This window comes from Kaistia dalseonensis (assembly GCF_030814715.1).
In the GTDB taxonomy this organism is placed as follows: Bacteria; Pseudomonadota; Alphaproteobacteria; order Rhizobiales; family Kaistiaceae; genus Kaistia; species Kaistia dalseonensis.
This window is the reverse complement of sequence record NZ_JAUSVO010000004.1, coordinates 680,663-704,648: the sequence shown is the minus strand read 5'-3', so window position 1 is coordinate 704,648 and position 23,986 is coordinate 680,663. Positions and strand designations below refer to the sequence as shown.

The 23,986-nt window shown below is 65.9% G+C and carries 26 protein-coding genes; 19 read left to right on the top strand and 7 right to left on the bottom strand.

The annotated features are described in order from the left end of the window. Positions 1–261: hypothetical protein (locus QO014_RS17060; protein ID WP_266349910.1), on the top strand; the 261-nt coding region annotated here is incomplete at its 5' end. 22 nt (positions 262–283) lie between these two features. On the opposite strand, the gene QO014_RS17055 is transcribed toward QO014_RS17060, so the two are convergent. Beyond that, positions 284–1,651, bottom strand: coding sequence for a PleD family two-component system response regulator (locus QO014_RS17055; protein ID WP_266349948.1), 1,368 nt, complete (start codon positions 1,649–1,651; stop codon positions 284–286). Next, entirely contained in the window at positions 1,651–2,022 is a 372-nt protein-coding gene (locus QO014_RS17050; protein WP_266349909.1) for a response regulator, read from the bottom strand. Before QO014_RS17050 ends, QO014_RS17055 begins: the two co-directional genes overlap by 1 nt. A 99-nt stretch (positions 2,023–2,121) precedes the next feature. Between QO014_RS17050 and QO014_RS17045 the strand changes: the two genes are divergently transcribed. Next, a complete protein-coding gene (locus QO014_RS17045) occupies positions 2,122–2,412 on the top strand; it encodes a DUF3572 domain-containing protein (protein ID WP_370877164.1) in 291 nt (96 codons plus the stop codon). Further along, a complete protein-coding gene (locus tag QO014_RS17040; protein ID WP_266349907.1) occupies positions 2,409–3,038 on the top strand; it encodes a GNAT family N-acetyltransferase in 630 nt (209 codons plus the stop codon). Before QO014_RS17045 ends, QO014_RS17040 begins: the two co-directional genes overlap by 4 nt. A gap of 3 nt (positions 3,039–3,041) precedes the next feature. Here the strand turns inward: QO014_RS17040 and QO014_RS17035 are convergent, their stop codons facing one another. Next, positions 3,042–3,470: a flagellar export protein FliJ gene (locus QO014_RS17035; RefSeq protein ID WP_266349906.1), complete on the bottom strand. Its 429-nt coding sequence runs from the start codon at positions 3,468–3,470 to the stop codon at positions 3,042–3,044. 510 nt (positions 3,471–3,980) lie between these two features. Between QO014_RS17035 and ctrA the strand changes: the two genes are divergently transcribed. Continuing rightward, a complete protein-coding gene (ctrA, locus tag QO014_RS17030; protein ID WP_266349905.1) occupies positions 3,981–4,682 on the top strand; it encodes a response regulator transcription factor CtrA in 702 nt (233 codons plus the stop codon). 305 nt (positions 4,683–4,987) lie between these two features. Here the strand turns inward: ctrA and chpT are convergent, their stop codons facing one another. Further along, on the bottom strand, positions 4,988–5,641 hold the full coding sequence (chpT, locus tag QO014_RS17025; RefSeq protein ID WP_266349904.1) for a histidine phosphotransferase ChpT: 654 nt from the start codon (positions 5,639–5,641) through the stop codon (positions 4,988–4,990). A gap of 220 nt (positions 5,642–5,861) precedes the next feature. On the opposite strand from chpT, the gene QO014_RS17020 reads away from it, so the two are divergent. After that, positions 5,862–6,449, top strand: a complete 588-nt coding sequence (locus QO014_RS17020) for a DUF1134 domain-containing protein (protein ID WP_370877158.1) — start codon at positions 5,862–5,864, stop codon at positions 6,447–6,449. 210 nt (positions 6,450–6,659) lie between these two features. Next, complete coding sequence (locus QO014_RS17015) at positions 6,660–7,814, top strand: coiled-coil domain-containing protein (protein WP_266349903.1); 1,155 nt, start codon at positions 6,660–6,662, stop codon at positions 7,812–7,814. On the opposite strand, the gene QO014_RS17010 is transcribed toward QO014_RS17015, so the two are convergent. After that, complete coding sequence (locus tag QO014_RS17010) at positions 7,788–8,795, bottom strand: NAD-dependent epimerase/dehydratase family protein (protein ID WP_266349902.1); 1,008 nt, start codon at positions 8,793–8,795, stop codon at positions 7,788–7,790. The two genes, QO014_RS17015 and QO014_RS17010, sit on opposite strands and share 27 nt — an antisense overlap. A 96-nt stretch (positions 8,796–8,891) precedes the next feature. Here QO014_RS17010 and QO014_RS17005 point away from each other — a divergent pair, with 96 nt between their 5' ends. Then, positions 8,892–9,785 carry a LysR family transcriptional regulator gene (locus tag QO014_RS17005; protein ID WP_266349901.1) on the top strand — a complete coding sequence of 298 codons (894 nt, stop codon included), beginning with the start codon at positions 8,892–8,894 and terminating at the stop codon, positions 9,783–9,785. 90 nt (positions 9,786–9,875) lie between these two features. After that, on the top strand, positions 9,876–10,181 hold the full coding sequence (locus QO014_RS17000; protein WP_266349900.1) for a putative quinol monooxygenase: 306 nt from the start codon (positions 9,876–9,878) through the stop codon (positions 10,179–10,181). Between the two features lie 186 nt (positions 10,182–10,367). Here QO014_RS17000 and QO014_RS16995 read toward each other — a convergent pair whose 3' ends face one another. Next, positions 10,368–10,520 (bottom strand): DUF1127 domain-containing protein, encoded by a 153-nt coding sequence (locus tag QO014_RS16995; RefSeq protein WP_266349899.1) that lies wholly within the window; start codon positions 10,518–10,520, stop codon positions 10,368–10,370. 186 nt (positions 10,521–10,706) lie between these two features. Beyond that, positions 10,707–11,117: a DUF2000 domain-containing protein gene (locus tag QO014_RS16990; protein WP_266349898.1), complete on the bottom strand. Its 411-nt coding sequence runs from the start codon at positions 11,115–11,117 to the stop codon at positions 10,707–10,709. A 54-nt stretch (positions 11,118–11,171) separates the two neighbouring features. Here QO014_RS16990 and QO014_RS16985 point away from each other — a divergent pair, with 54 nt between their 5' ends. The 11 genes from QO014_RS16985 (at position 11,172) to QO014_RS16935 (ending at position 23,965) form a co-directional block, all read left to right on the top strand. Beyond that, positions 11,172–11,984, top strand: a complete 813-nt coding sequence (locus QO014_RS16985; RefSeq protein WP_266349897.1) for an AraC family transcriptional regulator — start codon at positions 11,172–11,174, stop codon at positions 11,982–11,984. A 5-nt stretch (positions 11,985–11,989) separates the two neighbouring features. Continuing rightward, positions 11,990–12,922, top strand: coding sequence for a LysR family transcriptional regulator (locus QO014_RS16980; RefSeq protein ID WP_266349896.1), 933 nt, complete (start codon positions 11,990–11,992; stop codon positions 12,920–12,922). 143 nt (positions 12,923–13,065) lie between these two features. Further along, positions 13,066–13,557, top strand: a complete 492-nt coding sequence (locus QO014_RS16975) for a nucleoside deaminase (RefSeq protein ID WP_266349895.1) — start codon at positions 13,066–13,068, stop codon at positions 13,555–13,557. A gap of 49 nt (positions 13,558–13,606) precedes the next feature. Continuing rightward, positions 13,607–14,107: a thiamine pyrophosphate-binding protein gene (locus tag QO014_RS16970; protein ID WP_266349894.1), complete on the top strand. Its 501-nt coding sequence runs from the start codon at positions 13,607–13,609 to the stop codon at positions 14,105–14,107. Then, positions 14,104–14,712 (top strand): thiamine pyrophosphate-dependent enzyme, encoded by a 609-nt coding sequence (locus QO014_RS16965; protein ID WP_266349893.1) that lies wholly within the window; start codon positions 14,104–14,106, stop codon positions 14,710–14,712. The genes QO014_RS16970 and QO014_RS16965 overlap by 4 nt, the downstream gene beginning before the upstream one ends. Further along, entirely contained in the window at positions 14,712–16,271 is a 1,560-nt protein-coding gene (locus QO014_RS16960; protein WP_266349892.1) for a GMC family oxidoreductase, read from the top strand. The genes QO014_RS16965 and QO014_RS16960 overlap by 1 nt, the downstream gene beginning before the upstream one ends. A gap of 259 nt (positions 16,272–16,530) precedes the next feature. Beyond that, positions 16,531–17,907, top strand: a complete 1,377-nt coding sequence (locus QO014_RS16955; RefSeq protein ID WP_266349891.1) for an amidohydrolase family protein — start codon at positions 16,531–16,533, stop codon at positions 17,905–17,907. A gap of 31 nt (positions 17,908–17,938) precedes the next feature. Next, on the top strand, positions 17,939–18,808 hold the full coding sequence (locus tag QO014_RS16950) for an aromatic ring-hydroxylating oxygenase subunit alpha (RefSeq protein ID WP_266349890.1): 870 nt from the start codon (positions 17,939–17,941) through the stop codon (positions 18,806–18,808). A gap of 4 nt (positions 18,809–18,812) precedes the next feature. Beyond that, positions 18,813–21,956: a molybdopterin cofactor-binding domain-containing protein gene (locus QO014_RS16945; RefSeq protein ID WP_266349889.1), complete on the top strand. Its 3,144-nt coding sequence runs from the start codon at positions 18,813–18,815 to the stop codon at positions 21,954–21,956. Further along, a complete protein-coding gene (locus tag QO014_RS16940) occupies positions 21,946–22,437 on the top strand; it encodes a (2Fe-2S)-binding protein (RefSeq protein ID WP_266349888.1) in 492 nt (163 codons plus the stop codon). The genes QO014_RS16945 and QO014_RS16940 overlap by 11 nt, the downstream gene beginning before the upstream one ends. Positions 22,438–22,450: 13 nt before the next feature. Continuing rightward, complete coding sequence (locus QO014_RS16935) at positions 22,451–23,965, top strand: aldehyde dehydrogenase family protein (RefSeq protein WP_266349887.1); 1,515 nt, start codon at positions 22,451–22,453, stop codon at positions 23,963–23,965. The last annotated feature ends 21 nt before the right edge of the window (positions 23,966–23,986 follow it).

Sequence of the window (23,986 nt, the reverse complement as noted above, 5' to 3'; positions counted from 1 at the left end):
CCCAACACCCCAATCTGTCAACGACCAAATCATAACCCCAACCCCATTTTGCCAATTCTTCATGACACCCTGTGGATAATCTCGCGCCACACAGCTCAAAACAACAGCAATCCTGCCAAAATCCCCAAATCGGAAATCCACAGCCCGAAACCGCCCAAGCCGCCAACAACCGCGGCCAAGCCCCAACGCCCCGTGCAAATTGCCGAAAAGAATTTCGCCGGCTCGATGAAATCGTCCGATCGACGCCACCCCAGAAGGTGACGGCACCCCGTCCGAGGTGCGATCAGGCCGCCGGCGCGACGCGATTGCGGCCTTCGCGCTTGGCGCGATAGAGCGCCTCATCGGCGCGCCGCAGCATCTGCTCAGGCGTATCGTCCTGGCCGACCCGGCTTGCGAGCCCGATCGAGACCGTCATGGACAAGGTCTCCTCCCCTCCCTCGATGAGGAAGGGCGGGTGGGCGATGCGATTGCGGATGCGTTCACCAACCAGCGCCGCATCGCCCGGATCGGTATCCGGCATCACCACAACGAATTCCTCGCCGCCGAAGCGGCAGACGAGATCCACCGCGCGAACGGTCTTGCGGATGCGCCGCGAAAATTCGCGCAGCACGTCATCGCCGGCATCGTGTCCGAACGTATCGTTGACGGACTTGAAGAAATCGATGTCGAGAAGCAGCAGGCTGAGCGGCTTGTCGTCATCGGTCGACTGGCGGACCAGCCCGGAGAGGTGCCGCTCGAGATAGCGGCGGTTATGCAGGCCCGTGAGACCGTCGGTGATGGCCATGGCCATGGTGAGCTGCAGGTTCTCGCGCAATCGCTCGGCATAGCGATGGCGACGGATCTGGGTGCGCACCCGCGCCAGCATCTCGTTGCGATCGATCGGGCGCATCAGATAGTCGTTGATGCCGAAATCGAGGCCGCGCAGGATCCGCTTGTTGTCACCCGGCCCCGCCAGCACCAGGATCGGCATGGCCCGCACGGTCTCGGCGGAGCGGATCCGCGCGCAGAGCCGCAATCCATCGGAGCCGGCGAGATCGAGGCTGATCATCGCCAGATCATGCACGCCCTCGGCCGCACGAAACAGCGCCTCGCGCGGATCGGTCTCGACATCGACCTGGTAATGGGCCGAAAGCGTCTCGATCATGCGGCGGCGAACCGGTTCATTGTCCTCGACCAGCAGGATGCGGCCACTGTCGCCGGAGGGGGCCGGCCCATCCGTCGGCGCATCGAGGCCGAGCTGTCGCGCGGCCGAGGCGCGCAGCATCAGCTGGTTGGTGAGCGCGCGCAGCCGCGCGAGGCTGCGGACCCGCGTCATCAGGGCGAGTTCGTTGATCGGCTTGGTCAGGAAGTCGTCGGCGCCGGCCTCCAGACCTGCGACGCGGTCCGATGGCTGATCGAGCGCCGTCACCATGATGACGGGCAATTGCGCGGTCGCCGGATTGCGCTTCAGGCGCCGGCAGACCTCGAACCCGTCCATGCCGGGCATCATGACATCGAGGAGCACGAGATCGCATTGGCCGCGGGCGCAGATTTCCAGCGCCTCCGGACCACTCATGGCCGTCACGACTTCGAAATATTCCGCCGATAGTCGCGCTTCGAGCAGACGAACATTGCTCGCCACGTCATCAACCACCAGCACGCGGGCGGTCATCATGCCTCTCCGAGATAGGCCTTCACGGTTTCGATGAACTTCGCAACCGAGATTGGCTTGGAGAGATAGGCCTCGCAACCCCCTTGGCGGATGCGCTCCTCATCGCCCTTCATGGCAAAGGCGGTGACGGCGATGATCGGGATCGCCTTCAGCGTGTCGTCCTCCTTGATCCATTTGGTCACCTCCAGCCCCGAAACTTCGGGCAGCTGGATGTCCATCAGGATAAGATCGGGATGATGGCGACGGGCGAGATCGAGCGCTTCCAGGCCATTGCGGGTCTGGATGATGTTGTAGCCATGCGCTTCCAGGAGATCGTGGAAGAGCTTCATGTTGAGCTCGTTGTCTTCCACGACGAGAACGGTCTTGGCCATTCGCCCTGCACTCGCTCGGTCGCGGCCGGGGTTTTTCTCCGGCCGCATGGTGGTATTCGAGGGGCAATCTAGCCAAGATTCGTTTCGGAAAGGGAAATGATGATCCGGGACAGGGAAAGACCGTTGGACCGCGAGGCGGCGGAGCAACTGGCGATCAGGGCGCTCGCCTTCCTCGCCGGCGAGCCGGAGGAACTCGGACGCTTTCTTGCGCTGGCCGGGCTCGGCCCCGACACGATCCGAACCGCGGCCGGCGATCCCGGCTTCCTGGCCGGCGTGCTTGAATATTTCATGGAGAACGAGCCGCTGCTGCTCGTCTTCTGCGCGCGCGAAAAAGTCCGCCCGACGCTTTTCGCGGCCGCGCGCTTCATCCTCGACCAGGCGGTGGAATGATGGCCTCGATCCCGCTCGATCTCGACGGATATACCGACCTGCCGCCGGGGCTGATCGCGAATGTCGTCACCTATCTCGAGATGCCCAGCCCGACGATCCGGCCGGCGCGGCCGGCGCCGGAATTGTCGGTCCGGCGCATCATGAGCCCGACGCTCGATGAATATCGCGCGCTTTATCGCCGGATCGGCCATGACTGGCTCTGGTTTTCGCGCATCCGCATGCCGGATGAGACATTGCGCGCCATGCTGGAGGACCCGAATACCGAGGTCTATTTCCTCGAGCGCGACGGCGCACCGATCGGCTTGGCCGAACTGCGCCGGGCGAAGCCCGAAGCGGGCAATGTCGAGATCGGCATGTTCGGCGTCGTGCCGGAAGCCAGGGGCTCAGGCGCCGGCAGCGTGCTGATGGCGAGCGCGCTTGAAAGCGCATGGCGCGGCGATACGCGGCGCGTCTGGCTGCACACCTGCACCTTCGACGATCCGGCCGCCATCCATTTTTATCGCAAGCACGGCTTTCAGCCGTTCAAATTCGCGATCGAGGTATCGGAGGATCCGCGGCTGCTCGGCCTGCTGCCGCCAACCGCCGGGCGCCATGTCGCCCTGATCGAGCCGAAGCAGGCCGGCTGACGGCTACCAGGAACGGCGTTCGCCGCCGACGGCGCTGCGTCCGCCGCGGCGGCCATGGGCGGGCGGTGGCTCGACCGCCTCGCCTTCGATCTGTCCTCGCTCCGTATCGCGCTCGGCCAGGGCCTCGTATTTCTGCAGTTCCTCGAGCGAGAGGTTCAGATCCTCCTGCGCCGCATTGCGCTGCCCCTCGAGCTCGAGCGCCGAAGCGCGGAGATTGTCGCGACGCTGCATGGCGGCTCGGGCGAAGGTCGGATAGGCGAAATGGGCGGTATCGTGGATGCCGCTCCGATCCTGCTCGATGACGATCTGGTCATCGAGATCGCGGGCCATGCGCTCGAACTCGGCGATCATCATCTCGATCTGGCTGACCTGACGGCGCTTCTCTTCGACCTGGAACCGCTTCAGCCTGATGAGGCTGTCACGCGACTTCATACTCGTTACTCCCTTACCCCGGTCGGCCCCCGCCGGCCGTCACGCATTCGTCCCGTTCGCGCCATCGGACTATCCACAGCGGCGTGGTGCCGCAAAGAGGGCGCGGAAAGCCCGATCCCTGCGCCGTCCACCGCCCCGACGCTTGCCCGTTTATTAAGATCGACGGCCGGCGCTAACCTTTCGTTTACGTGTCGCGTTAATCATGGCGTAGGAGGGCTTAAGGCCGGGTAAACCTCGTCTGGTGGTTCCTCATCCTAATTCCGTGAATCCGACGAATTGGTTACCGGATTTCGCTCAATTGGACGGTGAAGCGCGGGTCGCGCCAAATCGTTCGATTTTTCAAGGCGATCGGGCAAATTCCAAACAATTTGCTCCGGCCTCTTGTGAGGGCGAATCAGAATTTGTTAACCATTATTCGTTAGCTTTCGAGTCGGGGTGAGCCGTTTCCCAAGCGCCGGTTCGCGAAGGCCGGATGCGCCAAGCCCAGGATAGACATTTGAGGGGATTGGTATGCGAGTTCTGCTGATCGAAGACGACAGCGCCACGGCGCAGAGCATCGAGTTGATGCTCAAATCCGAGAACTTCAACGTCTACACGACGGATCTCGGCGAAGAGGGCGTCGATCTCGGCAAACTCTATGATTACGACATCATCCTGCTCGACCTGAACCTGCCGGACATGTCCGGCTACGAGGTCCTGCGGGCGCTGCGCGTGTCGAAGGTGAAGACGCCGATCCTGATCCTCTCCGGCCTCGCCGGCATCGAGGACAAGGTTCGCGGTCTCGGCTTCGGCGCCGACGACTACATGACCAAGCCGTTCCACAAGGACGAGCTGGTCGCCCGCATCCATGCGATCGTGCGCCGGTCGAAGGGTCATGCCCAGTCCGTCATCAATACGGGCGACCTCACGGTCAATCTCGACACCAAGACGGTCGAGGTGAATGGCAGCCGCGTGCATCTGACGGGCAAGGAATACCAGATGCTGGAGCTGCTCTCGCTCCGCAAGGGCACCACGCTGACCAAGGAGATGTTCCTGAACCATCTCTATGGCGGCATGGACGAGCCCGAACTGAAGATCATCGACGTCTTCATCTGCAAGCTGCGCAAGAAGCTGGCGACGGCGACGAACGGCCATAACTACATCGAGACGGTCTGGGGCCGCGGCTATGTGCTGCGCGAGCCGGACGACGCGGATATGCGCGCCACGGCATAAGCCCGTCGAACGGCACCATCGAAAAAGCCCCGCTTCGGCGGGGTTTTTGTTTGTCCGGATTTTCGACGCGCCGCCGTCCCTCGCCTCCCCGCCTGCCAGGGCGCAGCCTCAAGTGCGGCCCGGAGGCGGCTTCCGCCGTCGCAATACGGTGCGAGGACGGGCGGATCACGTCCGCATGGCGGCGACTGGCCGGCGAAGCCAGCCCATCGAAGCCGATACGCGACGGCACTCATCCGACAAAATGCAGAGCCTGTCTTCCGCTCGCGATCGAACGGGCCTGACGACCGAGCGGCTGTGGCGGCGGATCAGGCCGCCTTTGCGCTCTTCGCGGTGATGATCACGTCCGTGCCGTCGAGGACGGCCGCGACGTCCATGCCGCAGGAGCGTGCGAGCAGCCCGGCATAATAGGGCTGTACGGCGTGGGCATCCACATGCACATCGACCAGATGGCCGGGCACGAGCTTTTCGAAGGCGCCGGGAATGCGGGCGCTGGGGCCCGAGCAATGCAGCGTGAAATCCGGCGCGGACGGATCGCCCTCGACGGAAACCCTGATCGAGCCGCCGCGCGGCACGGCGGATGTCGCCAGCAGCACGAGATTGAGCAGCAGCTTGACGCGGTTCTTGGCCATCAGCGCGCGGGGCGCGGTCCAGGAAAACTCCGCCTTCTCGCCATCCATCCAGCCGCGCGCGACCTTCTCGGCATCGCCGAGGTCGATCTCGGCGCCGGCCGATCCGGCAGCGCCGAAAGCAAGCCGCGCGAATTGCAGCTTGGCCGACGCCTGGCGCGCGCTCTTGCGGATCAGGTCGAAGGCGAAGGCCTTCATCTCCTCATTGTTCTCCTCGTCGAGAACCTCGAGGCCGTTATTGATTGCGCCAACGGGGGAGATGATGTCGTGGCAGACACGGCTGCAAAGCAGCGCCGCCAGGTCCAGCGCTTCGAGTTCGACAGCGTCCGTCATGAGGCTTCCCCGTCCACACAGCACGAATCGCCCTGATCGAGGGCGCATCGGGGATACACCGGCATCCCCGATCTGCCAACCTTGGTGGCCGTGCGCCAACGCCAAACGCCGTGATCGCGCCGTTTTTGCCGTACATTGTCACGGTCGATTCGTCGCGCCGGTCTGTCGCGGCCTCCGCGACGCCGAAGCTGCAACGACGAACCCGAAGGAAACGATCGACATGCTCTCCCGCCTTCGACTTCCGCTCCTGGTCGCGCTGATGGCGCTGGTGGCGCCGCTGATCGTCGTGACCACGCCGGCCCGCGCGCAGCAGGCCCCGGGCTCGGAGAACTATTCGTCCGACGAGATCGTCCGTGCCGGCAGCAATTTCTTCGGCGAGGTCTCGGGCGGGCTCGCCTCGGTCGTCGAACATGCGGTTGCGCAATATGGCCTGCCGAACGGCTATATTCTCGGCCAGCAGGGCAGCGGCGCGATCATTGCCGGCGTGCGCTATGGCGACGGCACGCTCTACACCAAAAATGCCGGCCAGCATGCGGTCTTTTTCCAGGGGCCGTCCATCGGATGGGATTTCGGCGGCGACGGCTCGCGCGTCATGATGCTGGTCTATAATCTCCCTTCGGTCAGCGCGATCTATGACCGTTTCGTCGGAATCAACGGCTCGGCCTATCTCGTCGCCGGCTTCGGCATGACGGTGCTGTCCCGCAACAATGTCTATGTCGTTCCGATCGTCTCCGGCGTCGGCGCGCGGCTCGGATTCAATGTCGGTTATCTGAAGTTCACCGACCGGCGGACGTGGAATCCATTCTGATCCGGCAAGCTGCCAGCTGCGGCCGCAAGGATGCCGGTCCGGGCCGCGCCGCAGGTGTCATTTCGTCGAAATCATGCGAGATTGGGCTTCTGGCCGCTATCCGCCGAAAACAGGGCGCGCAGGCGGGCCGGAACAGGCCGGGATCGGCACCAGACGCCATGATCCGGACGGGTCATGGCTTCAGGAGGCTGGGTTTCAGGAGGAACGGGTGTGATTGAAGCGGTGATGTATTATGCGCTCGGCTTTTTGTCGGCCGCCCTCGCCGTGCTCATCTTCGCTCCCCCCTTCTGGCGGCGCGCCGTGCGGCTGAACCACCGCGCGATCGAGCAGACCCTGCCGATGACCCATGCCGAGATCCAGGCCGAGAAGGACCATATCCGCGCGTCCTTCGCCGTCTCGGTGCGCCAGATGGCCGTCAAGATCGAGCGGCTCGAGGAGCAGGTCGCCGAGCAGCTGATCGAGATCAACCGCAAGCGCGAGATCATCACCCATCTGACGGCCGAGGGCTCGATGTCGGCCGAGGACATGATTGCGCTGGAGAAGCAGCGCGACGAGCTGCTGCAGACCGTCGTGGCGCGCGATGCCGCCGTTGCCAAGGCCAAGGATCAGTTCGCCCAGGCCGAGCGCCGCGTTGCCGAGATCGAGGCGAAGCTCACGGAAGCCGGCGAGACGATCGAAAAGATGGTGGCCGAGCGCGAGACGCAGCGGCTCGAAATCGTCGCCCGCGATACCGAGCTCGACAATCTGCGCGACGCCGTCGCAGCGGTGAAGACCACCTCGACCGTCGGTGCGGTGGCGCGCGCCGGCCTTGAAACCGAAATGTCGGAAATCCGCGCCGGCCTCGCCATGGAGCGGCGCAAGGCCGAGGAGAGCATCGACCGCGCGGCCGATATCGAGGCGAAGCACGTTGCGGCGCTGGCGCAGCTCGCCGCCCGCGACAGCGAAATCGAGGGCGTGCGCGACGAATTGCAGACGGCGCGCAACCGCATCGACGAGCTTTCGCTGCGGCTGGTCGAGGCGGAGGCGACCGGCATGAGCATCCTCGCCATCAAGGAAGACAAGGCCGAGATGGAGGCCCGCCTCTCCCAGCTCGAGGCGCGGAACGAAAGGCTGGAAGCCGAGGCTGCCGAGCGCAAGGCTGCCGAAGCGACGCTTTCGGACGCCGAGACGGCGCTGCTGCGCGGCAAGCTGATCGAGATCGGCGCCGCCGTTGCCCGTCTCGCCAGCCCGCCCAGCCTGCCGCGCCTCGTGACCGACGCCTCGACGTCCAAAGGCTCCGATGACGAGCCGCCGGCAGGCGAGGCCACGACGGTCAGCCTGGCGGAACGTATCCGCGCCCTACAGCACGCTGGCAGCGGGCTTTAGCGCCGGCGCGCGTTCGCCCGGCAGACAGCCCAGCGCCTTCAGCGTATCGCGCAGCGCCTGATCGAGCGGGGTGTGCGGCTCCTCGCCGAGGAAGGCGACCAGCTTGCTGTTGTCGAGCTCCAGCCGCTCGGTCCAGAGATAGCGCATCTCCAGAACCTCGCGGAAGAAGCCGACAAAGGGCGCGCCGGCATAGAAGATCCACCAGGCGAACGGCTTGATCGGCATGTCGGCCTTGCCAACCACGTCGCGGACCGCCTCGGCGATCTCGATGCCGCGCTCGAAGAAATGTCCGCGGAAGTTGAAGCCCGCAAAGGCGGGCAGTTCGTCGGCGCGCTCGACCACGCGGACCATGGTCTCGGCCAGATCCGGCAAATAGGCCCAGTCATGACCGATATGGGGAACGCCGGGATAGGCGATCGAGGTGATCGGCCGCCCCGCCTTGACGATCGCCTGCGAGAACCAGCTATTGCCGACGCGCGGCCCGAAGAAATCGCCAGCCCGCACGATGATCACCGGCGTGCCCTCGGCGGCCGCGCGCTGCAGCCTCTGTTCCATGGCAACGCGGATCTTGCCCTTGCGCGTCGTCGGGTTCTGCGCCGAGGTCTCTGTCACCAGCGGGCGGACATCCGGGCCGTAATTGTAGACCGTGCCCGGGAAGAGGATCCGCGCGCCGGCCGCCTTCGCCGCCGCAATGCTGCTTTCCAGCATCGGCAGGGCGAGGCTCGCCCAGTTCTGGTAGCCGGGAGGATTGGCGCCATGGACCACGAGGTTCGCGCCGCGCGCGGCGGCAACCACATCGGCCGTGTTCATCGCATCGCCCTTGACCCACTCGATGCCGATTCCGGCATTGCCGGCCGCCGCCCGCGCCGGGTCGCGGCTCAGGCCACGGACCTGCCAACCCCGGGCGATAAGAACGCGCGCGACCTCGCCACCGATACCACCCGTTGCGCCGACAACCAGCGCGATCGTGTTCGCCGTCATGATGTCTCTCCTCGATTTCGATAAGGAGAAGATGACGCCGCCGGGCGTCCTTTGAAATTGTTGAACTTCGGATAGTAACCATACATATATCTATGGATGGCTGGCTCCTGGGATCATTTCCGCTCGTTTCTCGCCGTGCTGACCGAGGGCAGCCTCTCGGCTGCGGCGCGCCGCCTTCGCCTGACGCAGCCGACGCTCGGGCGCCACATCAGCGAGTTGGAGCAGGATCTCGGCGTCGCATTGTTCACGCGGTCGCAGGCGGGCCTTACGCCGACTGAAGCCGCGATTGAACTCCGACCCTATGCCGAGGCGATGGCCGGCGCCGCCGACGCGCTCATTCGCGCGGCATCGGGCGAGGCGAGCGAGGATCGTGGCTCCGTGCGGCTGACCGCCAGCGAGGTCGTCGCGATCGAGGTGCTGCCGCCGATCCTGACGGCATTTCGCGAGGCGCATCCGCGCATCGCCATCGAGGTGCTCGCTTCGAACCGGAACGAGGATCTGTTGCGCCGCACGGCCGACATTGCCGTGCGCATGGTTCGCCCCACCCAGGCCGCACTGGTCGCGCGGCGGATCGGCACCATCGAGATCGGCCTGCATGCCCACCGGCGCTATCTCGAACGCGCCGGCATGCCCTCGTCGCTGCGGGACCTCGCGGGGCATTCGATCATCGGCTACGACCACGAGACCATGTCGGTCCAGCTGCTGCAGGCCCTCGGCCTTTCGCTGGAACGCGAGATGTTCGCGCTTCGCACCGACAGCGACGTCATGCAACTCGCCGCGATTCGCGCGGGCTATGGCATCGGCGTCTGCCAGGTTCATGTCGCGCGGCGCGACCCGAACCTCGTCCACATCCTGCCGGGTGAATTCAGCTTCGATCTCGATTGCTGGCTCGCCATGCACGAGGACATCGCGTCGACCCGCCGCGTTCGCCTGGTCTTCGACCATCTGACGGCCGGGCTTGGCGCCTATGTGGCCGGCAGGAAGGGCTGAAGCCCCTCGGATCGCCCCTGGCGACGCAAAGGCGGTTTCCACCGATACTCGTGATGTTCTAGGTTCGGCCCGTCACAAGAGAGGAATCCCATGCCCAAGATTGCCGTCATCGTCGACTACGAGATCGTTGAAGGAAAGGAAGAGGCGCTCACCGCCCTGATCAACGAACATGCGCGGCTGACGCTCGCCGAGGAGCCGGGCTGCCTGCGCTTCGAGGTGATCAAGCCGATCCAGCGCAATGGCACGCCGATCGCCAACAAGCTGATGCTGACCGAGCTCTATGCGAGCGAGCCTGCCTTCACGGAGCACGAGAAGAACCCGCGCATGCCGTCACTGCGCGAGGCTGTGGCGCCGTTGCTCAAATCGTCGAAGCTCACCCTCGCCACCCTCGACTGAGGGCCATCGGCCCGATTGCGGCCGCTTCGGCGTCGATAGCGCCGGAATCCAGACAAAAGAAAACGCCCGTCGGGGAGGAGGTCGACGGGCGTTTCTTTAAGGGGCGCTCAGCGAGGGAGGAGGTTCGCTTTGCGCCAGATCGCGGGAAACGAGGGAGGAGGTTCGTTTCCGGCGAATTCTTTAAACTCAGTAGGCAACGGCCTGCTTGGCAACGCGCGAGATATCGCCACGGCGAATGCCCAGATCGTCGAGCTCGCGGTTCGAAAGCCGGTTCAGCTCGTTGTAGGTCTCGCGAAACTTAAGCCAGTTCCGGTAAGAAGCGATGAGGCCGTTAGCCATCGTCGTAGTCCTTCGTATCTCGTCGTCGTGGCGTCCAACTCGTCCGCCGCTCTGTTGATTGGAATGTACGAGACGACCCGGCGCTTGAGCACTGCGAAAAATCGAATAGCTGGAATGCGTTTGATGCAGAGCAACATGGCGATGTCGATCAATATTGCGCCGCACAATCGCCATATTCCGCCGACGTCAACCGAGCAGTTTCAGCCCGTTGACGACCTTGTCGACGATCTTGCGCTCGCCATGCAGGCCGAGGCCGACGAGATCGAGCGCGTCGGAGGGCGTGGCGGCCACGCTGGCGCGGTTGTCGGCGTCGTTCGTGGTGGCGAAAAGCTCGCGCGTATAGATCGGGAAGCGCAGTTCGCGGGAGACGGCGCGCTCATAGGTGCGGCGAATGGTGGCCTCGTCGGCGCCATAGACGAAGATGGGCTCGCGGATCAGCGCGGTATAGGGCCGTCCGCTGCCGTCCACATAGGGTTCGCCGATCATGCCGGGAAAGGCATGGACGAGCCCGCCGGACAGGAAGGCCGTGATATTGACCTTCTGCCAGGCGAGAAGGTCGTGCAGGATGATGATGGCGGTCTTGGTGGTGTAGATCATGCTGAAGAGGCTAGTCTGGCCAACCCTGGGGCGTCTTGAACGTTTGTGCAAAGCATGGCTCGCGACTTCATCTCGACGGATGCCCCGCAAGGGGGCGTGCAGCGCCTCATTGCGCGGTTCTCCGGCCATGCCTATGACCCGCACCGGCACGAGACCTATGCGATCGGCATGACGATGGCCGGCGCGCAGGCCTTTCGCTATCGCGGGCACGAGCGGGTCAGCCATGTCGGAGAAAGCATGGTGCTGCACCCCGACGAGTTGCATGACGGCCATTCCGACATGCCCGACGGCTTTCTCTATCGCATGGTCTATGTCGAGCCCTGGCTGATCCGCGACGCGGCCGGCGGCGCGACCGCCCTGCCCTTCGTGCCGGATGTGGTGGCGCGCGACCAGGCGCTCGCCGCCGTGCTGGAAGCCGCCTTTGACGGCTTTCCCGAGCCGCTCGACCCGCTCGCACGCGACGCGCTTGTGGCAGCGCTCGCCGATATCCTGCTGCGCCGTGGTGATGCGCCGGTCTTCATGGCGCCCCAGGCGGAGCCCGTTGCGCGCATGGCGCGGCTGCGCGCCCTGCTCGACGCCGAATATGAACGCGCCATCGCTTCATCCGACCTTGAAGGGATCGCCGAACTCGACCGGTTCGAGATCGCCCGCCATTTCCGCCGCGCCTTAGGCACCTCGCCGCACCGTTATCTCATCGGCCGCCGCCTCGCCGCCGCGCGGCTGCACATCATCGCCGGCGAGCCGCTTTCGGCGATCGCGGCCCGCGTCGGTTTCGCCGACCAGAGCCACATGACCCGCCATTTCAAGGCGCGCTTCGGCATGACGCCGGGCCGCTTCGCGGCGCTCGTCGCCGCAAGGGCCGCCTGAGGCCGATGATGGATCCGCAACGGCTCGGTCTTGTCTCGCCCCGCATTCACTATTTCCAGCTCGTCGCCCGGCTCGGCTCGATCCGCGCGGCCGCGCGGACGCTGAACGTCGCGCCCTCTTCGATCAGCCGCGTGCTGACGCAATTGGAGGAAGAGCTGGGCACGCCGCTGTTCGAACGCGCACGGCAGCGGCTGAAGCTCACCAGCGCCGGCGAGTTGCTGCTCTACCGCGCCAAGGCCAGCGTTTCCGAACTTGGCCGCGCGGTGACCGAGCTCGGCGAATTACGCGGCCTCAGGCGCGGCAGCTTCGGGATTGCCATCGTGGAAAGCGTCGCACGCGGGCTGATGCCGGCTGTGCTCGCCGATTTCTGGCAGCGTTATCCCGAAATAGAGGTCGATATCCGCATCGCGGATTCGCAGGCCGCCTTCAACGCCGTCGCCGATGGCGATTGCGAGATCGGTGTCGCCTTCGACGTGCGCGCCCCCCGCACGGCGCAACGCCTGACGGGCGTGGAACTCGGCGTCGGCGCGCTGGTGCGGCCGGATCATCGCCTCGCCGGCCAGAAGACGCTCCGCCTCTACGAGCTCGCCGGCGAGCGCGTCATCCTCTCCGATCGCAGCCTGACGCTCGGCCTCTCCATGGAAGAAGCGCTCGAGGGCTCCGTGACCGGCTTCATGAAGCGGACGCGGACCAATTCGATCGAGCTGATGGTGGAGCTCGCGACGCGGGGCCTCGGCGTCGCGCTCCAGACACGGGTCGGCGTCGAGCGCGAAATCGCGCGTGGCGAGTTGGTCTTCGTACCGGTGCGCGATCCGAAGCTGCGCCCACGCAAGCTCATGCTGATCACACGGCCGAAGGGCGAGATTTCGGAGGCGGCCTCCGTGCTCGCCACCATGCTGGTCAAGGTGATCGAGGCGATCGCCACCGAGGCGAAGTAAGCCGCCCCGCCCCACCGCCCCCCTTTCGCGGACAGAAGCTCCTGACGAGACGGTGTTGCGCGCGGCGCAACAGGTGGTTCCTCAATCTCCCACTATCCGCACCGCCTGTCGCCTGCGATGGTCTCCCGACAGCGAGGACATCCATGAGCGAGACGGCTTCATCGAACGAGCACGAGAGATTCATGGCCGTGGCCATCGAGGAGGCCAGGGCCGGCGCCGCGATGGGCGAACAGCCCTTCGGCGCCGTGGTGGCGAAGGATGGCGAGATCATCGTCCGCAGCCGCTCGCTGAAGGTATCGCTGTCGGATACGACGGCTCATTCCGAGACGCTGGCGATCAGCATGGCCACCCGCAAGCTCGGCCAGCGGCGCATTCCCGGGGCGATCTTCTACTCGACCTGCGAGCCCTGTCCGATGTGCCTCGGGGCCGTGCTGAATGCGGGCATCGACACGCTGGTGCTCGGCGCGCGCAACGCCGACATCAGGCAACTCGCGACCCTCGCCTTCAACTTCAAGGACTATACGGCAGAGCGCTTCGCCGAGATGGTCGGCTGGAACCTCGATGTCGTCGAGGGCGTCCTGCACGATGAATGCGTCGGCCTCTACCGATGTGCCGCCGTCGAACTCACCCGCTGAACAGTCCGAGCGAGGCTTCCCGCATCATGAAACCGAGACCTGCCGCACCATGAAACAAAGCGCCGTCGACGCGGTGATCCGCGGCCTGAAGAAGGCGGGCGTTTCGATCGTCTGCTATTTGCCGGATTCGCTGTTCAAGGAACTCTATCCGGCGCTCGATGCCGATCCCGATATCCGCACCATCCGCGTGACGAATGAGGGCGAAGGCGCCGCGATCTGCGGCGGCGTGTTCCTCTCGGGAAAACGCGCCGCGCTGATCATGGAGAATTCCGGCCTCCGCGCCTCGGTCGAGCCGCTCGCTCGCATGGGCCTCGGCGCCGGCATCCCCGTCGTCATGCTGATGAGCTATCGCGGCGAACTCGGCGAGAATAATTGGTGGGCGATCCCGCACGGCATCACCATGGAGCCGGTGCTGAACGCGCTGCGCATTCCTTACCGGGTCGTGACCGAGGAAGAGAAGATCGAGCGCGCGATCACCGACGCTTATCAATGGTCCTACGCCGCCTATTATCATTCGGCGGTCGCTCTCGGCGGCGAGGTGGTGCGATGAAACGCTATGACTGTATGAAGGCGCTCGCCGCGCGGCTGAAGGACGAGCTGGTCATCCTCTCGCTCGGCGCCAGCGTCGACGAATGGTACAATGCGGCGCCGCATATGCGCGAGGCGAGCCTGTTCCAGCAGCAGCTCGGCTGCGTCACGCCCCAGGCCTTCGGGCTTGCGGCCGGCCTGCCGCACCGGCGCATCGTCTCGCTCGATACCGATGGCGGCATGATGTTCAATCTCGGCATCCTGGCGACGCTCGGAAACGAACAGCCGAAGAACCTGTTCGTGGTCGTCTGGGACAATGAAATGTACCAGTCGATCGGCGGCCCGGCGACGCATACCGCCTTCGGACGGGTCGACATCGCGGCGATCGCGCGCGGCGCCGGCGTCGATTACGCCTATACGGCGCGGACCATCGAGGAGTTCGACGAGCATTGCGCCAAGGGCCTCGCCGCCGACGTGCCCTATGTCGTGGTGGCGAAGGTCGCCGGCTCGGTGCAGCCCGATATCAAGCGCAAGCACTCGGACGGGCGTGAGGACAAATACATCTTCGTGCGCCATGTCGAGGCATCGGAAGGCATCACCATCATGGGCCCGAGCGAGCATAATTGATGGCTTACGCGCGATCCGCCGCCGATCTGAAGCCAGCCTATGACTATGTCGTCATCGGCGGCGGCTCCGGCGGCGCGGTCGTTGCCCGCCGGCTTTCGGAGGCGGGCGGCGCCACCGTTCTGCTGATCGAGGCGGGCCCGAGCGATCGGGGCGTGGCCTCGATCGCCGACCCGACCCAATGGGTCAGCCTGACGCGCGGCCCCTATGACTGGGGCTATGATTATGCGCCGACGGCACATGTGAACGGCCGCACGATCGGCATTCCGCGCGGCAAGGTTCTCGGTGGATCGAGCGCGATCAATGCGATGATGTGGTATCGCGGCCATCCGCGCGACTATGACGCCTGGGACGCCGCCGGGGCGAAGGGCTGGAGCTTTCGCGACTGCCTGCCTTACTTCAAGCGCTGCGAGGATTGGGAAGACGGCGAAACCGAATTTCGCGGCGCCGGCGGCCCCTTGCGCATCGAGCGCAGCCGCGATCCCCATCCGGTCGCCCGCGCCATGATCGACGGCGCGGTCGAACTCGGCATGCCGCGGATCGACGATCCGAATGGCGCGACCAATGAGGGCGCGACGCTCTCCAATTTCAACATCGCGTCGGGAACGCGCTGGAGCGCCGCGCGCGGCTGTCTCTGGCCGGTGGAGAACCGCGCGAACCTGACCATTCTCACGCAATCGCTCGCGATCGGCCTCGGCTTCGAGGGATCGCGCTGCGTCTCGGTCAGGCATCTCGTCGACGGCGTGCCCGTCGAGACGCGGGCAGACGGCGAGGTGATCCTGGCGCTCGGCGCGATCGATACGCCGCGTCTCATGATGCTCTCCGGCATCGGCGATCCGGAGGAATTGAAGCGCCTCGACATCGCGACGCATCTCGCCCTGCCCGGCGTCGGCCGCAATCTGCAGGACCATCCGCTGGTCCGAGCGGTCAATTTCCGCGCCAAGGTTCCCATGGGTGCACCGCGCGACAATGGCGGCGGCAGCATGCTGAACTGGAAGAGCCGCGCCGATCTGCCGGCGCCGGACCTGCACGCCTTCTGCATCCAGAGCCGCAGCGCCGTGCCCGAAATTGCCAATACGCACGATCTATCCGGCGACGTCTTCGCGCTCGCACCGGGCCTGATGGGTTCGAAGAGCATCGGCTATCTCCGCCTGCACGAGGCGAGCCCGATGGGCAGGATCGAGATCCAGCCGAACTATCTCGTCGAACAGGCGGATCTCGACGCGCTGGTTACGGGTGTCGATTTCGTCATGGACCTCGCGGGCACCGCAGCCTTCGCCGACCTCTTCGCCGGCCATGCCGCGCCGACGCGGCGACTGAACCGGGCCGAGACGGTCGACTTCATCCGCAATGCCTGCTCGACCTTCTTCCACACCTGCGGCACCGCCAAGATGGGCGCGGATGCCGAGGCGGTCGTGGATGCGGAACTGAAGGTGCACGGCATGGACGGCCTGCGCGTCGCCGACGCCTCGGTGATCCCGATCATCCCCTCCTGCAACACCCACGCCCCGGTGACGATGATCGCAGAGCGGGCTGCGGATTTCATTCTGGGGGCGGGATAGATGGCAAGTCCCTCCCGAAACCAAACTTGGTCATTGCCGAGCTTGACCCAGCAATTCAGACTTCCTGTAGGCGCTCGCGTTCTGTCCTTCCCACTCCCCCTTGTGGGGAGGGTCGGGGAGGTGGTGCCAGCGCCGATATCGGGAACTTGCCGACCAGTCTCTCCGGATGGACCGAGGCGGTACCCCTCCCGAGCCCTCCCCACAAGGGGGAGGGAATCCGCGTGACTTCCGAGAGCGGCGTCTCACGAGGACCGACACCATGACCGACACGATCTACGCCGCCGATTTCCTGCTCACCATGGATGCGACGAACCGCGTCATTCCCGATGGCGCGATCCTCGTCAGCGGCAATTTGATCGCAGGCGTCGGCACGGCCGGCGAACTGACCGCTGCTCATCCGGACACGAAGCTCGTCCGCCTGCCCGAGCGCGTGCTGATGCCGGGCCTGATCAACGCCCATATGCATTCCGGCTTCCTGCGCGGCACCGCCGAGCACCTGCCGGTCTGGGACTGGCTGACGCTGCACATCAACCCGATGCACCGCGTGTTGCAGCCGCACGAGGCGGAGGCGGCGTCCTGGCTCTGCTATGCCGAGAGCGTGCTCGGCGGAACGACGACGACTGTCGACATGTGGCGCTATATGGCCGGCAGCGCCCGCGCCGCGAGCGGGATCGGCAACCGGCTCGTCGCCGTGCCCTATGTCGGCGAGCATCCGGACTATAACTATTTCGAAACGCTCGACGACAATGAGCGGACGATCCAGGACTGGCACCGCAAGGCCGATGGCCGCATCAATGTCTGGGTCGGGCTCGAGCATCTATTCTATGCCGACGAGGCCGGCCAGAGCCGGGCCGTCGCCATGGCGAAGCAGTACCAGACCGGCTTCCACACCCATTGCAGCGAATCCAATATCGAGGCGGCCGAGTTCCAGAAGCGCTACGGCAAGCCCGCCATGTTCGCGCTCGACGATCTCGGCTTCTTCGAAACGCCCTACGGCATGATCGCCCATGCCGTCTGGCTCAATCCCGACGAGATCGAGCTGATCGGCAAGCGCGGCAATGTCTCGGTCGCGCATAATCCGGTCTCGAACATGAAGCTCGCCAGCGGCATCGCCCCGATCGAGGCGATGCTGGAGGCCGGGATCGCGGTCGGCATCGGCACGGATGGCGAGAAGGAAAACAATAATCTCGACATGTTCGAGGAGATGAAGGTCGCCTCACTGCTCGGCAAATTGAAGAGCCTCGACGCGGCCGCGATGGATAGCTGGACAGTGCTCGAAATGGGCACCAAGACCGGCGCCCGCGCGATCGGCCTCCAGGACGAGATCGGCTCGATCGAAGTTGGCAAGAAGGCCGATTTCATCGCGGTCCGCACCGATACGCCGCGCATGACGCCACTCTATGGCGAGGGCGAGTATTTCAACCTGCAGCACAATCTCGTTCACGCCGTGCGTGGCGGCGATGTCGACATGACCGTCATCGACGGCCAGGTCGTGGTCGAGGGCGGTGAATTGAAGACAGCCGACCTGCAGCAATTGATCCGCCATGTCCGCGATGTCGCGCCGGGCCTCTTCGCCCGCCGCAAGGCCTATCTCGACGAAAACCGCGATGGGACAGCGCAATGGACCAAGGCGTGATCCGCGACTGGCCGAGCAACGGACGAGCAGCATGACGAAAACCACCGACACCGTCGCATTGAATGCCTGGTACGCGATCGAGACCAGCGCCGAGGTTGGCGCGGCGCCGATCCGCAATCGGCTGCTCGGGCAGGACATCGTCTCGCGCCGGCAGGACGACGGCGTGCCGCTCGTGCAGGAAGTCAACGATGATGGCTCGCTCGGCCCTGCCTTGCCCGTGCAGGAGCGCTATGGCTGCCTCTGGACGACGCTCGGCACACCCTCGCACGAGATCTGCGAGATCATCGAGGCGACCGAGACCGACCGGCGCTTCGTGCCCTGCGGCTGGGTCAAGATGCGCGCCTCGGGACTCCGGATCGTCGAGAACTTTCTCGACATGGCGCATTTTCCCTTCGTGCACACTGATATCCTCGGCTCCGAGCCCTATACGGAAGTGCCGCACTATCAGTCCGAGATCAGGCGCGATGTCGACGAGGTCTGGGCCACGAACTGCACCTTCTTCCAGCCGCGCATCGCCGCGACCGAAGACAAGGGCGATTTCGTCCGCCTGACCTATCGCGTCCCCTCACCGTTCGTAGTGATGCTCTACCGCGTCTGCCCGACCTCGCCGAACCGGCTCGATGCGATCGCGCTGTTCATCCAGCCGATCGAGGAAGATCTCTGCCGCTGCCAGCCGGTCATGTATCTCGTCGACGACCGCTCGGCCCATATCGACCTCTTGAAGTTCGAGCAGGTGATCTTCCTGCAGGACCGCATCATCGTCGAGAACCAGCGCCCGGTGCTGCTGCCGCTGGAGCCGCGCGCCGAAATACCGACCCGCGCCGATTCATCATCCGTCGCCTATCGCCGCTGGCTGAAGGAAAAGGGCATTCGCTACGGCACGACCAACCGGGCCGCCTGACACCATGGCGCTGACGATCCTGAAACCGCGAACGCTCGACGAGGCCGCCGGCTTGCTCGCCGACGGTGCGCAGGCGATTTCCGGCGGCACGCTGATGCAGCTCGCCTGGCTGCGCGGCGAGGCACAGCCGGAGAGGTTGGTCGATCTGGGCAAGCTCACGCGCGACGACATCAATGAGGCGGACGGCGTCGTCACCATCGGCGCCGGGACGCGGCTCGCCGATCTGGAGACGAGCGATCTCATCGCCCGCCGCCTGCCGCTGCTCGTCCAGGCGGCACGGTCGATCGCGGCCCCCGGCGTGCGGCGGCTTGGAACCGTCGGCGGCAACGTCGCCGGAAGGATCGGCTGCCTCTGGCCGGCCCTGCTGGCGCTCGATGCGCGCGTGACCGTCTTTGCCGATGGCCGTGAGACCGAACGGCCGCTGCTCGACTGGCTCGCCCTCCCCTCCGCCACCATACTGACGGCGATCCGCATCCCCGTTCCAGCGGGCGAGATCCGCACGGCCTATCGCAAGATCGGCCTTCGCGCCGCCTTCACGCCGAGTATCATCGGCGCGGCCGGGCTGCTGGAGATCGAGGATGGGCACGTCCGAAGCGCGCGCCTCGCCGTCGGCGCCGGCATTACGCGGCCCCAGAGGCTGGCGCGCAGCGAGGCGCTGCTGACCAACCGGGACCTCGGCGCGATCGACTGGTCGGCCCTGCGCGAGAGCCTGATCGACGAGATCGAGACCACGTCCGACGCCTATCGCTCGGCGCGCTATCGCAAGCAGGCGGCGGCCAATGCGCTGGTCGCGGGCCTCGGTGGCGGTGTCGCCGTCTCGCGCCGTTCGTCGCCACGCCATCTGGCGCCGGCCGAGCCGATCCAGCCCGACGAGAGCATCGAGGTTTCGCACGCGAAGCTCGCCAGCCGCTGGGGCGTTCGGCCGGATATCGCCGCCAAGGTGGCGGGCACGCTCGAATATCTGACCGATCATCGCGCGCCCGGCATGCTGATCGGACGCATCCTCCGCGCCGGCATCCCGCATGCGAATATCCGCGCGATCGACACCAGCGCCGCCGAGGCGCTGCCGGGCGTGGTCGCCGTCGTCACCGCCGCGGACATACGGGGCGAGAACGCCTTCGGCATCATGGCCGCCGACCAGCCGGCGCTCTGCTTCGACAAGGTGCGCCATATGAGCGATCCGGTCGCGGCCGTCGCGGCGATCGACGCGGAGACCGCCGCTCGCGCACTTTCGCTGATCCGCGTCGACTACGAACCGCTGCCGCTGGTCGAGGATTGGGAGGCGGCGCTGGCCGATGGCGCGCCTTTGGTCCATGCGAGCGGCAATCTCCGCGCCGAGTTCCGCCACGAGCGCGGCGATATCGAGGCCGCCTTCGCCCGCGCCACCCATATCGTCGAGGATGTCTACGTCACGCCGCGCCAGATGCACGGCTTCATGGAGACCGAGGGCGGCTATATCGTGCCCGAGGCCGATGGATCGCTCACGGTCTGCGTCGGCGGGCAGCACGGCACGCGCGACCGCAAGCAGCTCTCCCTTATTCTCGGCCTGCCGGAAGAAAAGATCCGCGTCGTCACCAGCCCGACCGGCGGTGCCTTTGGCGGAAAGGACGAATTGCATGTGCAGCCGGCGTTGGCGCTGCTGGCGCTGAAAGCCGGCAGACCGGTGCGGCTGCAGCTCGATCGATACGAGTCGGTCATCGCGAGCGTGAAGCGCAATCCGATGCGCATCCGCATGCGCACCGCCTGCGACGCCGAGGGACGGCTGATCGCGCAGGATGTCGACGTCATCGCCGATTCGGGCGCCTATGCCTCGCTCTCGCCGGCCGTGCTGGAAACGGCGCTCGAGCACGTCGCCGGCCCTTATCGCATCGGAAATATCCGCAGCCGCGGCCGCCTCGCCTTCACGAATAACGGTATATGCGGCGCCTTTCGCGGCTTCGGCGCCAACCAGATGGTGTTCGCGATCGAGAGTCAGGTCAGCCGGCTCGCCGAGCTGGTCGGCCTCGATCCGGTCGCGATCCGCCGGCTCAATCTCCGCATTCCCGGCGAACCCGGCTTCTTCGGCCATGAGGTCGCGCCGACCGAGCGGCTTTCGGAAATGCTCGATGCCGCAAGCGCCAACCCACTCTGGCGGACGGAGCGCGGTCTCGACGCCGAAGGGCGCCTCGTCGGCGTCGGCATGGCGCTGCATCATCAGGGCACCGGCCTCGGCTCGCTCCCGCATGATCCGGGCGGCGGACGGCTGACCTTCCGCGCCGATGGCAAGATCGAGGCGGCCTATGGCCTCGACGAAATGGGCCAGGGCGTGATGCCGGCGATCCAGGCGGCGGTTTCGCAGGCGCTCGGCTGCGCGCGCGAGGATATCGTGCCCGTTATCGGCGATACTGGCCGCACGCCGGAATCCGGCTCCACCACGGCGGCGCGCGGCACCTATGTCATCTGGCGCACGGCCCGCGACACCGCCCCCGGATTGAGCCTGAAACTGCGCGAGGCGGCCGCGCGGCTCCTCGACCTGCGCGCCAACGATCTCGCCATCGCGCCGGGCGGCATCCGCGACGCGCGTTCCAACAGCGGCGCATTGCTGCTGCGCTTCGCCGATCTCGCGGCACGGCTCGATCTCGATGCGATGCCGAGCGAGAGCACGGATTTCCATTTTCCGAAGGCCGATTATACCGAGGGCAATTCGCGCTATGTCTTCTGCTTCGGCGCGGCGGTCGTCCGCGTCGCCGTCGATCCGGTGAGCGGTCAGGTCCAGGTGCTCGATCTCGACCAGCACATCGCCGCCGGACCGATCGTCGATCCCGCTGCCTATCTCGGCCAGATCGAGGGGGGCGGCGGACAGGGCCTCGGCTTCACGCTGACGGAAGACGCGATCATGCAGGGCGGCGCCTTCGTCACCCGGAATTTCGACACCTACATGATGCCCTCGATCGCCGATGCTCCCCTCGCGAGCCGGATCACGGCGCTCGAAAGCCTCGATGCCGACGATCCGCATGGCCCCCGCGGCGTCGGCGAAATCGGCATCGGCGCGGTGACGCCGGCGATCGCGGCCGCCATTGCCGACGCGACGGGCTTCTGGCCGGTCGTGACGCCGATCGCGCCCGAAGCCATCCTCGATGCGCTCGCGGGAGCCAATCATGTCGCGTGAAACGGTCAGTTTTCGCCTGAACGGTGCGCCGGTGACCGTCGCGGCGGCCGCCGATCGTCGCCTGGTCGACATATTGCGCGATGATCTCGCCCTCACCGCGACAAAGGCCGCGTGCCGGGTCGGCCGCTGCGGCTCCTGCATGGTGCTGGTCAATGGCGAGGCGGTGAATTCCTGCCTCACCATGGCCTGGCAGCTCGACGGCGCGGATGTCGTCTCGGCCGAGGGCCTCGCCGCCTTTCCCGAGGCGGACCTTGTCCGTTCCGCGCTCGCGGCCGAAGTATCGTTCCAGTGCGGCTATTGCGCCCCCGGCTTCACGGTCGCGCTGACCGCGCTGCTGAAGAGCAACCCGACGCCCGACGAGGCCGACATCAAGGCGGCGCTCGAAGGCAATATCTGCCGCTGCACAGGCTATCTCTCCATTCTCCGCGGCGCCCAGGCGGCGGTCGCGGCCCTGGCGGCCCAGCAGACGGCCGCCGAATAGGAAGGTCCGAACCATGACGATCCATGTCGTCCCGATTGCCCCGAAGACGGAGGGCGCCCGCGCCTTTCTCGGCGAGCAGAAGAAGCGCCTGCTGATCGACGGCGCCTGGACGGCCCCCGCGAGCGGCCGCCATTTCGCCAGCGTCGATCCGGCGACCGGCCAGATTTTGGCCGAAATCGCCGAAGGCGACGCCGGCGATGTGGACGCGGCGGTGGCGAGCGCCCGGCGCGCCTTCACCTCGAAGGAATGGCGCGGCATGAGCCCGACCGATCGCGGCCGGCTGTTGACCCGGATTGCCGATCTGATCGAGGCCCATGCGGACGAACTGGCCGAGATCGAGACGCTCGACCAGGGCAAGAGCTACAAGACCGCGCGTTTCGGCGAGATTCCGGCTTCCGCCGCGCAATTCCGCTATTTCGGCGGCTTCGCCAACAAGATCCTCGGCCAGACGATCCCGACCTCGATCGGCTACCAGCCGGCGGGCAAGCAGATCTTCGCCTATACGACGCGCGAGCCGATCGGCGTCGTCGCCGCGATCACGCCGTGGAATTCGCCGCTGCTGATGGCCTCGATGAAGCTCGCGCCGGCGCTCGCGGCGGGCTGTACCATCGTGCTGAAGCCGGCCGAGGATACGTCGCTGACCGCGCTCCGGCTGGGCGAACTGATGCTGGAAGCGGGGCTGCCAAAGGGCGTGGTCAATATCGTCACCGGCTTTGGCTCGGTGGTCGGCGCCGCGCTCTCGACGCATTCCGATGTCGACAAGATCGCCTTCACAGGCTCGACCTTCACCGGCAAGGCGCTGCTCAACGCCGCTCGCGGCAATCTGAAGAAGCTGACGCTGGAACTCGGCGGCAAGTCGCCCGCGATCGTGCTCGCCGATGCCGACCTCTCGCTCGCCATTCCCGGTGTCGCGCGCGGCATCTTCGCCAATGCCGGCCAGGTCTGCGTCGCGGGCTCGCGCGTCTATGCGGCGCGGCCGATCTACAACCAGTTCATCGACGGGTTGGCCAAGGAGGCCGAAAAGCTCCGCCTCGGCCATGGCCTCGCGCCGGAAACCGATCTGGGGCCGCTGGTCAGCCGCAAGCAGGCCGACCGCGTCGCGTCCTATATTGCCGGCGGTCGTTCAGAGGGCGCCGAGATCCTGTCGGGTGGCCATCAGGATGGCGAACTCGGCACGTTTTTCGAGCCGACCGTGGTCGTGAACACCCGCCCCGACATGACGCTGATGCGCGAGGAGATTTTCGGCCCGGTCGTCGCCGTGACGCCCTTCGACGATACGGACGAGGTGCTGGCGCTCGCCAATGATTCCGATTACGGCCTCGCCGCCAGCGTCTGGACCGAGAGCCTGAGCCAGGCGCATCGCATGGCAGCCGCGATCCGCGCCGGTACGGTCTGGATCAACTGCCATTCCTATTTCTCGCCGGAACTGCCCAAGGGCGGCCACAAGGAATCCGGCTGGGGCTATGAGAACGGCGCCCAGGGGCTGGAGAACTATCTGGAGACGAAGACGGTCTGCGCGGTGATCTGAGCGACGCGGTCGCGCCGCCCG

Excerpts from the sequence above, each read along its gene's own strand:
- QO014_RS16955 (WP_266349891.1), top strand. The coding sequence starts at position 16,531 with ATGACCGACACGATCTACGCCGCCGATTTCCTGCTCACCATGGATGCG.
- QO014_RS16965 (WP_266349893.1), top strand. The coding sequence starts at position 14,104 with ATGAAACGCTATGACTGTATGAAGGCGCTCGCCGCGCGGCTGAAGGAC.
- QO014_RS17045 (WP_370877164.1), top strand. The coding sequence starts at position 2,122 with ATGATCCGGGACAGGGAAAGACCGTTGGACCGCGAGGCGGCGGAGCAA.
- QO014_RS16985 (WP_266349897.1), top strand. The coding sequence starts at position 11,172 with ATGGCTCGCGACTTCATCTCGACGGATGCCCCGCAAGGGGGCGTGCAG.
- QO014_RS16935 (WP_266349887.1), top strand. The coding sequence starts at position 22,451 with ATGACGATCCATGTCGTCCCGATTGCCCCGAAGACGGAGGGCGCCCGC.
- QO014_RS16960 (WP_266349892.1), top strand. The coding sequence starts at position 14,712 with ATGGCTTACGCGCGATCCGCCGCCGATCTGAAGCCAGCCTATGACTAT.
- ctrA (WP_266349905.1), top strand. The coding sequence starts at position 3,981 with ATGCGAGTTCTGCTGATCGAAGACGACAGCGCCACGGCGCAGAGCATC.
- QO014_RS16970 (WP_266349894.1), top strand. The coding sequence starts at position 13,607 with ATGAAACAAAGCGCCGTCGACGCGGTGATCCGCGGCCTGAAGAAGGCG.
- QO014_RS17005 (WP_266349901.1), top strand. The coding sequence starts at position 8,892 with ATGGCTGGCTCCTGGGATCATTTCCGCTCGTTTCTCGCCGTGCTGACC.
- QO014_RS17050 (WP_266349909.1), bottom strand. The coding sequence starts at position 2,022 with ATGGCCAAGACCGTTCTCGTCGTGGAAGACAACGAGCTCAACATGAAG.
- QO014_RS16995 (WP_266349899.1), bottom strand. The coding sequence starts at position 10,520 with ATGGCTAACGGCCTCATCGCTTCTTACCGGAACTGGCTTAAGTTTCGC.
- QO014_RS17040 (WP_266349907.1), top strand. The coding sequence starts at position 2,409 with ATGATGGCCTCGATCCCGCTCGATCTCGACGGATATACCGACCTGCCG.
- QO014_RS17000 (WP_266349900.1), top strand. The coding sequence starts at position 9,876 with ATGCCCAAGATTGCCGTCATCGTCGACTACGAGATCGTTGAAGGAAAG.
- QO014_RS17010 (WP_266349902.1), bottom strand. The coding sequence starts at position 8,795 with ATGACGGCGAACACGATCGCGCTGGTTGTCGGCGCAACGGGTGGTATC.
- QO014_RS16990 (WP_266349898.1), bottom strand. The coding sequence starts at position 11,117 with ATGATCTACACCACCAAGACCGCCATCATCATCCTGCACGACCTTCTC.
- QO014_RS17035 (WP_266349906.1), bottom strand. The coding sequence starts at position 3,470 with ATGAAGTCGCGTGACAGCCTCATCAGGCTGAAGCGGTTCCAGGTCGAA.
- chpT (WP_266349904.1), bottom strand. The coding sequence starts at position 5,641 with ATGACGGACGCTGTCGAACTCGAAGCGCTGGACCTGGCGGCGCTGCTT.
- QO014_RS16975 (WP_266349895.1), top strand. The coding sequence starts at position 13,066 with ATGAGCGAGACGGCTTCATCGAACGAGCACGAGAGATTCATGGCCGTG.
- QO014_RS16980 (WP_266349896.1), top strand. The coding sequence starts at position 11,990 with ATGATGGATCCGCAACGGCTCGGTCTTGTCTCGCCCCGCATTCACTAT.
- QO014_RS17020 (WP_370877158.1), top strand. The coding sequence starts at position 5,862 with ATGCTCTCCCGCCTTCGACTTCCGCTCCTGGTCGCGCTGATGGCGCTG.
- QO014_RS17055 (WP_266349948.1), bottom strand. The coding sequence starts at position 1,651 with ATGACCGCCCGCGTGCTGGTGGTTGATGACGTGGCGAGCAATGTTCGT.
- QO014_RS16940 (WP_266349888.1), top strand. The coding sequence starts at position 21,946 with ATGTCGCGTGAAACGGTCAGTTTTCGCCTGAACGGTGCGCCGGTGACC.
- QO014_RS16945 (WP_266349889.1), top strand. The coding sequence starts at position 18,813 with ATGGCGCTGACGATCCTGAAACCGCGAACGCTCGACGAGGCCGCCGGC.
- QO014_RS16950 (WP_266349890.1), top strand. The coding sequence starts at position 17,939 with ATGACGAAAACCACCGACACCGTCGCATTGAATGCCTGGTACGCGATC.